Origin of the sequence: Brunnivagina elsteri CCALA 953 (assembly GCF_002289455.1) — a bacterium.
Classification (GTDB): domain Bacteria; phylum Cyanobacteriota; class Cyanobacteriia; order Cyanobacteriales; family Nostocaceae; genus Brunnivagina; species Brunnivagina elsteri.
In genome coordinates, this window is sequence record NZ_NTFS01000171.1 from 1 (window position 1) to 13,422 (window position 13,422).

The 13,422-nt window shown below is 39.8% G+C and carries 6 protein-coding genes and 2 pseudogenes; 3 read left to right on the plus strand and 5 right to left on the minus strand.

The genetic code is table 11. From position 1 onward, the window contains the following. Positions 1-285 precede the first annotated feature (285 nt). Complete coding sequence (locus CK510_RS15755; RefSeq protein ID WP_095722605.1) at positions 286-2,163, plus strand: alkaline phosphatase family protein; 1,878 nt, start codon at positions 286-288, stop codon at positions 2,161-2,163. A gap of 637 nt (positions 2,164-2,800) precedes the next feature. On the opposite strand, the pseudogene CK510_RS34595 reads toward CK510_RS15755, so the two are convergent. The 3 genes and pseudogenes from CK510_RS34595 to CK510_RS15770 all read right to left on the minus strand — a co-directional run. Beyond that, positions 2,801-2,920: pseudogene (locus CK510_RS34595) on the minus strand (VOC family protein); the annotation flags it as partial. Between the two features lie 130 nt (positions 2,921-3,050). Next, positions 3,051-3,317: pseudogene (gene gloA2 / locus CK510_RS15765) on the minus strand (SMU1112c/YaeR family gloxylase I-like metalloprotein); the annotation flags it as partial. 136 nt (positions 3,318-3,453) lie between these two features. Further along, a complete protein-coding gene (locus CK510_RS15770) occupies positions 3,454-4,701 on the minus strand; it encodes a vWA domain-containing protein (RefSeq protein ID WP_095722607.1) in 1,248 nt (415 codons plus the stop codon). 499 nt (positions 4,702-5,200) lie between these two features. Between CK510_RS15770 and CK510_RS15775 the strand changes: the two genes are divergently transcribed. Then, positions 5,201-5,890: an ATP-dependent Clp protease proteolytic subunit gene (locus CK510_RS15775; protein WP_095722608.1), complete on the plus strand. Its 690-nt coding sequence runs from the start codon at positions 5,201-5,203 to the stop codon at positions 5,888-5,890. A gap of 113 nt (positions 5,891-6,003) precedes the next feature. After that, positions 6,004-6,597: an ATP-dependent Clp protease proteolytic subunit gene (locus CK510_RS15780; protein WP_095722609.1), complete on the plus strand. Its 594-nt coding sequence runs from the start codon at positions 6,004-6,006 to the stop codon at positions 6,595-6,597. 192 nt (positions 6,598-6,789) lie between these two features. Here CK510_RS15780 and CK510_RS15785 read toward each other — a convergent pair whose 3' ends face one another. Beyond that, on the minus strand, positions 6,790-10,677 hold the full coding sequence (locus CK510_RS15785) for a hybrid sensor histidine kinase/response regulator (protein ID WP_095722610.1): 3,888 nt from the start codon (positions 10,675-10,677) through the stop codon (positions 6,790-6,792). A gap of 325 nt (positions 10,678-11,002) precedes the next feature. Next, the coding region (locus CK510_RS15790) for a GAF domain-containing protein (protein WP_095722611.1) at positions 11,003-13,422 on the minus strand (2,420 nt) is incomplete at its 5' end.

Below are 13,422 nucleotides of genomic sequence, written 5' to 3' on the forward strand. Positions count from 1 at the left end.
TGTCTCATATTCTATAATGCAGTCTGTACCAATTTACATTCTGATTTTTTTTCTACCCCGATTTACCGAGCGGATACAATGTTCGTTTCCCAAAGAAAATTAATTAGCGATGGGCAAGACAAAACTTTGTCCTAAATCTTCTGCTTTTTTTATCTGGCTAAAGTTAATTAAAGATTATCAAAATTAAGAAAAGATTATCAACCAAAAATAATTATTGATGCGTAGCATATTTGGGCAATTGAGTAATAAAATCTTGATGTCGTAAGCATCAGGAAATTCACGCGAATGTTTGCATATAATCGTCGTTGGCTCTACCTAACTATTTGCATTATTGCAATTATTGCAGCTTGTACCACATTACCAGGGAAAAACACCCAACAAGCGAAACAACAGAGTACAAAGACTGAAAAAAATCAACATAATGCTATTATCTTCGTTGCCGATGGGTTACGTCCTGATTGGGTAAATTCTAACGATACACCGACTTTAAACGAAGTTCGAGAAAAAGGGGTAACTTTCCTCAACAGTCATTCATTATTTCCAACTTTTACCACCGCAAATGCATCTGCGATCGCAACTGGTCATTTCCTTGGGGATACTGGAGATTTTAGCAATACAATTCAAGTCAATGCTCCGGTTAAAAGTGCAAAAAATAGCCTTGTACCCTATTTAGAAAATAATGCAGTTCTCCGGGAAGTTAATAAACAATTTGGTGCTAATTTTCTTAACGAACAAAGCTTGTTAGCTGCTGCAAGAAAAGCCAATTTTAGTACTGCCGCACTGGGTAAAAGTGGACCAGTTCTCATTCAAGATGTCACCCTGCAAAATGGGGAATCAACTTTGATTTTTGATGATTATACTGGTAAAAATGAAGGAGTGATACTGACTCCAGAAATTACAGATTTACTCAACAAGAATTCATTGCCCCTCAAAACACCAGAACGCGGAGAAAACAATCAAAAAGGTGATAGTAAAAAGCCGGGCACTAAAGTAGCAAATATTGCACAGCAACAATATTTTGCAGATGTGACAACAAAAGTAATTTTACCCCTATTTAAACAACGTCAGAAGCCATTCGTGATGGTTTACTGGTCCCGTGACCCCGATGGTACACAGCATAATCATGGTGATAGTCTTAACCAACTAGTACCGGGAATTAACGGAGAAACTACCAAAACCGCAAGACAAAATGCCGATAAAAATTTAGGTCAAATTATTACTGCTTTAAAAGATTTGGGTTTAGAAGAGACAACAAACATTTTTGTCACCGCAGACCACGGGTTTTCTACTATTAGTAAAGAAAGCAAAACTAGCTATGCAGCAACTCTGAAATATCCGGATGTCCCTCAAGGATTTTTGCCGCCTAGTTTTGTCGCCATTGATTTAGCTAAAGACTTAGGTAAAGATTTAAAATTATCATTGTTTGACCCCGATAAAAATAACGCTCCAATTAATCCCGAAAAAGGTGAATTTTCTCGAAATAGTATTCTTGCTAAAAATCCTAAACAGCCAGATATAACAGTTGCTGCAAATGGTGGTTCAGATTTAATTTATTTGCCCAATAAAGCCAATCAAAAAGACTTAGCCCAAAAAATTGTTAACTCATTACTCAAACAAGACTATGTGAGTGGTTTATTTGTTAATAATAATTTAGGTAAAATTCCAGGTACATTATCATTAGAAAGCATTGCTCTCCAAGGTTCAGCACGTACACCTAAACCATCAATTTTAATTAACTTTCGCTCCTTTGATACAGGTTGCGGCACTCCCACAGCCTGTGGTGCAGAAATTTCCGATACCTTCCTCCAACAAGGACAAGGGATGCATGGTAGCTTTAGTCGCGCCGACACTTATAATATGATGGGTGCAATTGGTCCTGACTTTAAAAAAGGATACAAAGATTTAGCTCCTGTTAGCAATGCCGATGTTCCCCGCACGATCGCAAAGGCTTTGAATATTAATTTGCGCCCTCTAGGTAAACTCACAGGTCGAGTATTAAATGAAGTACTAGTAGGTCAACCTGATACGGTAAAATCAAAGTCCTTTGAAATGGAGTCAAAACCTGCAAATAACGGTTTAAAGACTGTTCTCAAATATCAAACTGTAGGTAAAACTCGCTACTTTGATGTTGCTGGATTCCCCGGTCGAACTTTAGGACTTTAGGAATTTTAGATTTTGGATTTTAGATTTTGGATTTCCCCCAATACTGATTAATTAATTGGAGACGAGAATCCGAACCTTAAATACAGTTTGTAATTGATAATATTGTAGGGGCAAACGGTTGTTTGCCCTGATTTATATTCCATTCATGTTTACCCTGATTTATATTAGACATCTCCGAGAATTAATAAATGACCCCTCTCCATAGAGCGTACCCCTCCGGGGAAGCGAGCTAAGCGAAGCGTGTCGCTTGCAACTCAGCGCTTCCCGCAGGGTACCTCTCCCCGAAACGGATACTGTTGGCGAATTAAAAGGGGGTCAAACCCATCAGTTACCACCTGCCTTAATTCCCAAGCTTTTAGTCCGTTTGAAGAAACTTGAGTTATTAGCTCGAAATTTATTTGAGGACGGATAAACAACGCAAAATCAAGGGTTAAAAGCTGAGGGGCTTAACCCCACACGAATTGACCAACAGTATCCGAAACGGAGAGAGGCTTTAATACGTTATATCTGTGTGTAAACTTATAGTCTCTAAATATTTTTCGGAAATGTCTATTCAATCCAAATGAGAAGCCTTATATACTACCAGATTGCGCCAGTAACAAACAAGGAAATAACAGAATGTCTAAAATCCAAAATCCTATGACTTTTCATAAATTTCTAAAGGTAATCCATCTGGATCAGGAAAAAACGTAAACTTTTTATCTGTAAATTCATCAATACGCATATCTTCAACTTGAATATTCTGCGATTTTAAATATAAGAGTGTTCCAAGTAAAAAAGTGCCCAATTGTCATGCTGAATGGAGCGAAGCGCAATGAAGCATCTCTGTCTATTACATAGCGACTCAGGATCAACAGTTGGATCATTTATTTCTTGGATTACTCTAAAACAGTCTCTGCTATATTCTCAACTTCAAATGCTAAATGTCTCAACCCACAAGCTTCTGGACTATTAACTCTTGCTGGTGGATTAGGAAACGAAAATAATTCAATTTGGCAATTTTCTCCAACTTTTAAATCTAATTTATAAGAATCTCGTTTGCTTCTGTAGATTTCTTGAATGATGCTAAATCCCAAAGTTTCGACATAAAACTTTTTTGAGCGATCGTAATTAGAACAGATGATTGCAATATGATGAATTTTATTTATTTTCATTTAATGATTAATTATTAATAGTCGGTATTTAGTTATTTTTATTAAACATGTAAGGACTTACGCAAATATTCAGTAATATTAAATAATTGAAGGTGCGTTAGGCAAAAGCTAACGCACCCTACAATTACAAATAGAACTAGGAATCTTGTAAAATCGTCTTCGATACAATCCTGGTTTTTTTGCGATCGCTCTCCGACAAGTCTTGCCCTGCCTGAAGTTGGGTTGCGGAGGTTTGCAATACCGTTGCGGCGTTTTTATCACCCATTTGCAAGGCTGTTTTGGCAGCAGTTTGTAGCATCGTCGCAGCTCCTACCCTGTCTCCCATTTGCAATTTTGTTTCCGCAAGCTGGGTTTGCCTGTATTTAGCGAGCGCGAGAATATGCTGTTGCACTTGGGAGTCTACAACAGGTTGATATGCTGTCGAAACATCAGCCTCAATGAAAAATATCTCAGAAAGTAACCCCATTGCATTTTGGGATGGATCATCATAACGTACCTGCAACTGTACGATCGGCTGTCTTCCTAAAGGTAGTTGGGAAATATACAAATTCACCAGCACCACTTTTTCGACATCACGCATCAAATCGCCTATCCGCACTGAAAAACGACCATCTGCTTCTGGCTGTACGGGTAACTCGATTGTTTCTGGTGCTACCTGTGCCACTGGCTTAAGTTCCGCCAAACGAACTTTGGGAACCAGGGAAAACAGCAAATAAGCATTGGTTAAACCAACAGTTTGAATACGGTTAAAAAGCTGGTTAAACTTATCTTCAGCATCATCAGGACGTTGAATGTGGGACAGGGAACCACCACCACCATCGGCGATTTGTTCGAGGATATCCTGATTCCAATTATCGCCAAATCCCAAGGTATTTACCGTCAAATTGTAGCTAGCAGCCAATTTAGCGAATTCCAAACAGCGTTTATTACTGCCATGTTCATTTTCGCCATCGGTTAACAAAAAGGCTTGGGAAACCGCTTCCTTATTCCCTTTTGTCAATTCTTTGATACCTAACTGCAAACCCTCATCGATAGCAGTACCCCCATCAGCAGCCAGAGTATTAATTTGCTGCTTAATTTTTTCCGGGTCAACAACAGTTTGATTTGATACCAAAACCTTTGCTCGGTGGTCAAAAGCAACAACACTAATGCGATCGCCTGGATTTAAGCGATCGACAATTCGGCAAGCTGCTTTTTTCACAGTTTCCAAAGGTCGTCCATTCATCGAACCACTACGGTCTAAAATTAGACATAGGTTTAGCGGTACATTACGACCCACAGAATCCGCGATCGCGCTAATCGAAATCGCCAACTGTCGCTGACTATTCGGTTGATTTCCATCGATGTTGCCATCATTTAAACCCGGCTGCAAGCTAACCTTCATAAACCCTTCCATTTAGCAATAAGTTTTTATAGATAACTTCAGTAGGCAATCCAGTTGCTACGGAAAAGTTCATCATTCGTTAGTCTCTAATCTCTAGTCTTTTGCCATTAGTCCTTTGTTAGTTGTTCAGTGCAATACAAATACTCAATTTTTAACAACTATCAACAAAAACTGAATCACAATTAAGCACTAAGTATCAAGTCCTATACTAAAAACGGCTGAAAACTCTACTTTTTTAACATTAAAATCCGGTTCCGAAACCTTTCCACTTAGGTGAAGGATACAGTTAGGTCGAGAGATTCTATACTAAGTAAAGTTTTGAGCAGTTCGCAGTATAACCACTAAATAACCCTTATTGACTATTAAAACAATTCCCCATGCCCCATCCCCAATACCGAATGCCCCTAACTACAGATTAGCGAAATCCACACCTCCAGTTGAGCCATTGAAGCGCTAGTATGTATTACAGTTAACGGCATTATTTCAGGCAACAGTTGCTATGGACAATTCCCCCATCAAGGCTGTGCAAGCCCCTTACTACGGCGATAACAACTACCGCACACCGCCACCAGATTTACAATCCTTGTTACTCAAGGAGCGAATTGTCTATCTTGGACTACCACTATATTCTGGAGCATTTCAGGCACTAGGATACCATTCTGTCGCCGATTTAATCGTCGCCCAATTATTGTATTTACAATCCGACGACCCAGAAAAACCAATTAAAATTTACATTAATTCGACTGGGACTTCTGGTGACGATGGTAATCCAGTTGGATATGAAACAGAAGCCTTTGCAGTCTACGATACAATGCAGTACATTAAGCCCCCCATTCATACGATTTGTATGGGTATGGCTGTAGGTATGGCAGCGATGATTCTTGCTGCTGGGACAAAAGGGTGTCGCGCTAGCTTACCCAATGCCTCCATTGTATTGCAACAGCCGAAGAGCTATGCTCAAGGGCAAGCCACCGACATCCAAATCCGAGCAAAGGAAGTCTTGGCAAATAAAGCAACAATGGTCGAGATTCTCTCCCATAGCACCGGGCAAGAGATAAAAAAAATTGAAAAGGATATGGATCGGCTTTTCTACATGACACCCTACCAAGCGGTGGAATATGGCTTACTTGACCGAGTATTCGAGAAAAACGAAGTTGCTAATCCTCCCATTCCCGCCAGCGTTCTTTAAAAAGTTAGGAGTGGGGAGTTGATAGCTAGAAGTTAAGCAATGACTTCTAATTTTATCACTTCTAACTCCCTGACTCATAATTCATAACTATTCAAAAATTGGAGTTAGACAAAATGCCTATAGGTGTTCCTCAGGTTCCTTACCGTATGCCGGGTGGACAGTATACGCAGTGGATTGATATCTACAACCGTCTTTTCCTCGAACGCATCGTGTTCTTGAGTGGAGAAGTTGGTGATGCGATGGCGAATCAACTTATAGCCCAAATGCTGTATATGGATTCGGAAGACCCAGGCAAGGATATTCTTTTATACATAAATTCTCCAGGTGGTTCGGTTACTGCTGGTTTGGCGATTTTCGACACCATGCAGCACATCAAATCGGATGTGGTGACAATTTGCGTTGGTTTGGCGGCTTCGATGGGTTCTTTCCTGTTGACTGCTGGCACTAAGGGCAAGCGTTTGGCGCTTCCCCACTCGCGCATCATGATTCACCAACCTTCTGGTGGCACAAGGGGACAAGCAACTGATATTCAGATCGAAGCGCGGGAAATCATCCGGATGCGTCACCAACTCAATGGCATTTATGCTAGCAGTACTGGTCAGCCGTTGGCGAAGATTGAGAAGGATATGGATCGGGACTTTTTCATGTCTCCTCAAGAAGCTAAGGAATATGGCTTGATTGATAAGGTGATTGAAGAGCGTCTTTAAAATTTAAATATGATTCAGGTTGGGGAAACCCGACAATAAAGGGTGGGGTTTCCCCACCCCTACATATATCCCTGGCTTCTTGAACGAGGTCGGGGATTTTGATTTAAATACAGCTTATCTTGCTCCCCTTCCCTTGTAGGGAATAGGTTGGGGGTTAGGTCAGTGTATTGGATGCAACTGAGAACCACTATATTACAATTTGGCGAATATTTGGCTTGAAGTTTCAGCCTGTTTATTCAGCAAAGCATCAATTATTCCTAAAAATTCATGTTCTAAATAAGGTTTAGTCATGTAAGAATTTGCGCCTAAACCTTCTGCTAATTTACGATGTTTATCGGCGCTGCGTGATGTCAAAATAATGACAGGCTTTTTGGATAGACTGGGATTTTGGCGAATATTTGAGAGTAATTCAAAGCCGTTCATTCGGGGCATTTCTAAATCTGAAACAATCATTTGAATTTCGGGATGACGCTGTAATTGTTCGATAGCTTCAATGCCGTGTTGAGCTTGTACGACTTGATAGCCTGCTTTTTGTAAAGTCAATGATATTGTTTGCCGTAGGCTAATTGCGTCATCGACAACTAAAATAGTTTTTGTTGACTTGTAAGTATTCTCGATTGCAGGTGCAAGCAGTGTTCTGGTATCTTTTTGATTATCTTCAAAGTCGGAAGACGATAGCAGAGGTGTTGATGTGCTGGCAAACGACATTGGTAATGCTTTTTTCTTTATAGCAGAAGATGCTGGTAAAACACCGACATCAAGGGATGCTTGTTGGAGTTCGGTAGTTTCGATTAATAACGAACCATCAATTACCAAAATCAAGTTACCATTTGCCATACTAGTACAACCATACACATACTTTGGAGGCGCGATCGCACTTCCTAAAGGACGAATTACTAGTTCTTGCTCACCAAGGATTTGGTCAACTTCCAGGGCTATAATTTCCTGATTCCGTCGCAGTACCAATACAGGATTCGCCATTTCTTGATTGTCGTATACAACTGTGTTGTTATTTAAACCAGTACCGCTCACAAACGAACCGTTATAGTACATCAACTCCGAGAGGTTGCGTAAGCCAATCATACGTTCGTCTTTGTCTGTGTTCCAATGCAGAACTTTTCTACCTTCAAATCCCTTGATTTGCTCGTTTGAGGGTAGGATAATTTTTTCGATACTATCTAATAGCAGTGCGTAAATTGCGCCCCCTGCTTGAACTATCATTAATTTGTCGGTAGTCATAGAAAAAGGTAGTTTGAGTACGAATGTTGTTCCTTCGTTCGGTATCGAGCGAATAGCAATCGAGCCATTAAGTGCTTTGAGTTGGGTTTTTACGATGTCTAAACCAATACCACGTCCTGAAATCTCACTGACTTTTCCAGCAGTAGAAAATCCCGGTGAAAATAGTAGTTCTAATAGTTCGTCTTCGCTAGGATGATAAGCGTTGGGAATTAAACCTTGTTCGATACCTTTTTGATGAATTTTCTCGAAGTTTAATCCCTGTCCATCGTCACCAACTTCGATAATTGTTTGGCTTCCTTGGTGATAAGCACGAATTTCGATCGTACCTGTTTCGGTTTTTCCGCGCTGTTGTCGTATTTCTGGGGCTTCGATTCCGTGGTCAAATGCGTTACGTACTATATGTAACAATGGATCGTAGAGCTTTTCGGAAATCGCTTTATCTACTAAAACTTGGGTTCCAGTCAGCTTCATGACAACGTTTTTACCGTATACATTTGCCATATTTGTCACCATTTGCGGGAAACGATTTAAAATATTTCCCAGGGGTGACATCCGTGCTTCTACGAGGTTGTCAATGATATTAAGTGTCAGATTTTGCTTTGTATCATGAATATGTGCTGATTGTCGCAAAATTAAATCGAGGGATTCGGCAATTTCTTGAAGTTGCAGAGTTTCTTCAAAAGCTGAGTGTAATGTCAGATAAAATTCGCTATATTCGTCCATTTCCAGCGAATCAAAATCCACCGAAGCAACGTTTTTATGAGAATGAAAAGAGAAGTTTTGGGTTTGAAGTGGTAAATCTCTTAAGTTGTCTAAAGTTGCTTGGTGTCTGGTAAGATTTCGGGATAGTTGCTCAACAAGTTCATGAATTTGTTCGTCTTGTAAAGTTCGACGTTTTTGATAAATTAACAATTCCCCAGCTAGGTAGTTGAGACGTTGTAAACCTTCAACATCGACTCTGACAAAGGAACGCTGACGCAGATTACTTGTATTGGTATTAGTATTAGTATTTGGATTTAATTGAGTTTTGGCTTCGCTTGGTTTGTTGATTTGAGAAGTTTGGATTGTGGTTGCTTCGATTGTTGCTTCAATTGTTTTTTCAGCAATTTCTTGTGCCACCTTGTTGATAACTTTCTGCTCGATAATAGTAACAGATTCGTTCTGTTGTATTTGATTATTTTGAGGAGATTTTGTCTCTAATAGATGATTGGGAGCTACATTTACGATGGTAGAGGAAGCACCTTTCACATCATTATTTGCAGCTTCTTGAATGTAGTTTATGCCTCCTACTTCTGCTAATGTGGCACTAATATCTTCTCCCCAAATTGCTTCAATTCCACCTTCATTTATCGCTATTTCTACAGGTTTATGTACAGAAATTGGTTTAACTTCTAGCAGCTTCTGAAGTCTGGGATTGTCAATCCAATTCTTTTCAATATCAGTAATGGGAGGATAATTTTTATATTCCTTCGTTAATTTTTTAATTTGGTCTTGCAATGACTCAATTACCGGAGAATCCCCCAATTGATTAGCATATTTAAATTTTGCAATTAACAATAAAACATTGAGAATTACCCCTTGACGGTAAAGAGATAAACTTGGACTATCACTGTCATTGTCTAAAAATAGCCAGAGTTCACCTAGCCAATTATCGATATAATCAACAGTACTTTCGACACTGATTTTCGGAACTAGTAATGATAAACTTAGTTCTTTCTCAGGAATTTCCAATTCATGATTGAACCAACCTAAAATATAGCGAATTATTTTGAGATAATGCTTGGCAATTTGAGATTTTAAGGGTTTACGGAGGATAGAATTTGGTGTTCTTAAGAAGTTGTATAATTCCTCAACTTCACTTCTGAGTGACAGCGAATCAATTGATGGAGAATTAGGTATATTTTCTGCAATATTTTTGACCATATCTTCCATAAATCCCATCGTGCTATCCTCTACAGAAGTCGCTGCGGGATAATTAGAGCTAAACGTCAAAGGTTTATCGTAGATATCTTCAGACGAAATATCTTCTTTGAGGTTTATTCCCAAAGATAGTATTGGTTGAGTCAATTTTAGTAATTCTTCATGGGGTTCTCCCCCCCGAATACGATCGCCATTTAATACAGCTTGACGAGAACCTTCTAAACTAACTAAACTAGCCTGAGCAACCGTCAATGCTTGTTGTGGATTCGCATCTAAAGCCGCAATAATTGTATGGGCAATCTCCTCAAACCCTTGTAAATTCAGCGATTCAGCCAAACCGACAAAAATTTCAGCCTGCGATCGCATAAAGCTAGCAATTTCGTCATTATCAGGAGGTGATTCCAACATATGCGCGATATTATCGATACGTTGGGAAACCCCTGTTTCAAAAATTGACAGCACAATATCAAATCCCAACTCTTGGGAAGTCGGAATATGGAATTCTGCACCAAAAGCATCACCAAGTTTATCCTGCAACTGAGCAAATACTGAAGCTGCTCGTTGCAGTAAGTCATCATCATCAATTGACGTTTTTGTAGTTTCAGCAGTTACAGGTAGTTGTAAGCATTCAAATGCCTGAAATAATAGTGTTTGTAAATGTGTATCGATTTCAACTTCAGGATTATAAAGTGCTTTAAAAATATCTTCTAATGAGTGAGCAATTTTATTAATAATATCAAGTCCAACATTCGCCGCACCACCTTTAATAGTGTGGGTTGCTCGCATTAAATTATGAACTTTGCCAATACTAAAATTATCTGATAAACCATAAAGTTCTTCTTCAATAGTTTGCAATAATTCAGGAGCTTCAGTGAGGAAGTACATGTAGCCCTGTTCTCTAATAGATTCATCTGTAATCATAAACCGATTTTATATTTTTGGATTTTAGAAGTTTCAAGAAACCGGGTTTCTCTTTAACTAAGTATGACTATCTTGATACAACACCAATAAGAAACCTGGTTTCTCCCATCATCGAATGCTTGATGCAACGAAGAATTATTCAGGTTCTCGCGTAAGGTGAGAAAGTGAGTTTTTATGAATGCGATCGCACTTGACTTTCAAGGAGTTGTATTTTATTTAATTCAGATTCCTTAACGACAAAAATTGAATGTTGGGTTACGACGCAAATTATATTTATCATCATTAGTAAATATTTTTAGTGCGTCTAACCCAACCTACGTTTTTTCTAATTCACCTTAAACTTACCTGCACTTGCCAAAAGCTCTTGTGCTGTCTCCGATAACTCGCGGAACACAACCGCAATGTTGCTGGCTTCCGATGAAGTTTTATTCGCAATTTTTGCTACGTCTCTCATCGATGCAGTTACGGATACGGATTGCAGCATTTGCCCCTGGGTTGCATCGGTAATTTGTTGCAGTAACTTACTAATTTCCGCAGTTGCTGACACGATCGCATTCAAACTCATCCGGGTTTCATTCACCAAAGCTGTACCTTCAACTACCTGCTGAATACCAGTTTCCATTGCCACTGATACTTCGCCGGTTTCTTGTTGAATCTCTTGGACGAGTTTTTCAATTTCGATGGTTGCTGCCGCAGATTGCCGCGACAAGGAACGAACTTCATCGGCAACTACCGCAAACCCTTTTCCGTATTCCCCTGCACGTGTTGCCTCAATTGCTGCATTCAGTGCCAGTACGTTTGTTTGAGTAGCAAAGTTACTAATCAAACTCACAACCTTGGAGATTTTCTGCGAAGATTCACTCAACCTCTTGATTTTTTTACTAGTTTGTGCAACTGTTTCTCGGATTCCTTGAATCGCTTCTACAGTTCGGTTCATTGCCTCATCACCCACCTCAACTGTGTGGTTTGCGTCCTGTACCACAGCTTGGACTAATTCCGCGTTACCTACAACAGCTTGGGTTGAATCCACCATGTCCTGGATTTCTTCCAAAGCTTCATCCATTTCCTTGGATTGCTGCTGTGCCAAGGTGGTTAATCCAGACAGGGAAGCATTACTTTGGTCTGATTTTTGCGCTACTTGTTGGGCTGCGGCTTGTACTTGAATGACGATTTGACGTAATGCTTGCAGGGTATTATTGTAAGCATCTGCGATCGTGCCTAGTTCATCTTCGGAAAGCGGTGCCCGTACAGTCAAGTCACCATCGAGAGCGGGACGTACAGCCGAAAGCAGTCTCATGGCTGCTTTTTGCAAATACTCTTTGGCTTCTTTTTCCCTTGCTCCTGCTTCTACCACTTGGAGAGATTGGGCTTGGAGTTTTTCCAAATATTCAGCTTGTTGCAAGGCAATTCCCAGTTGGTCAGCAATCCGGGAAAGTAAAGATACTTCCAGTTGTTCCCATTCCCTTGTACCACGATTTTCAAAGGCAGCCAGCATACCCCACAGTTGTTGACCTTGGAAAATTGGGACAATGGCGTAGGCTTTGGCTTGGTACTGGTCTAAAACTTCGACATAGCAATCAGAGAAGCCAGAATTATGGATATCGCTGCGGACATAAGCTTTGCGATCGCGTAGTTCTCCACCTTGGTTTGCTTGCATATAGCTGTCATTTACTTGTTTACCATCTGGTTTTTGATTAGCAGTAAACAAAGTCTGTATTCCCACACAATTGATAATATTTTCCTGCAAGCGGGGAATTTTATCTTGTTTTTCCACCAAGGACATCCAACCTTGAGCTACAGATTCGGAGACAAATACACCACCCCAATCTGGGTTAAAGCGATAAATTGCCACGCGATCGGTGTCTAGTAATGTCCGTACTTCTTTGGTAGTAGTGGAGAAAATCAACTCTGTATCTTTTAACTGGCGAATTTTATCCACCACACTAGCAGTTGCCCGATCTAATTCTGCCGTCTTTGCCATTCCTTGAGATTGATGCTGCAATTTTTCTACGGTTTCTACTTGTTGCATGGAAACTCCCAAAAGCACCGCAATTTGTTGCATTGAAGTTACTTCAAATTCTTCCCATTCACGAACAGCACTATTTTGATAAGTTGCTAGTAATCCCCAGAGTTTATTTTCTTTGAAAATAGGAACTGTCAAATATGCTTTTGCATCAAATTGCTCCAATAGTTCCATGTAGCAAGCAGGGAATCCAGCTTTTTCGACATCATTGACAACAAACACAGTTTTCTGTTTGTAACGTCCACCTTGAGTATCTTGCAGATGCTTATCTTGCTTTTTATAGAACGATGCCAGATTTTGAAAAGTGTCACAATGACCATTTTGTTGCAGCAGTTCTTTGTCAATACTTTTCTCTTGAAAAGGAAGCCAACCTTTACCTACCGACTCGGTAACAAAATCTCCACTCCAATCGGAATTAAAGCGATAAACAACACTACGATCTGCTTGCAATAATTGCCGTACTTCAATAACAGTAGTTTGAAGGATTTTATTAAACTGCGAGGAGTGTGTAACAGCTTCTGTTAGTGTTTCCCCAATTTTACGAGTCAGTTCAATTAAGCTTTGCTGACGTTCGGCAGTACGAGCTAGTTTTTGCGATTGCTGTTGTACTTGTTGAATATATTCAGCTTGGGAAATCGCCACACCAAACTGGAGAGCAATTTGATTTAACCAACTTAGTTCCGATTCTTCCCAGTGACGAGAACCAGAATTTTGATATGTCG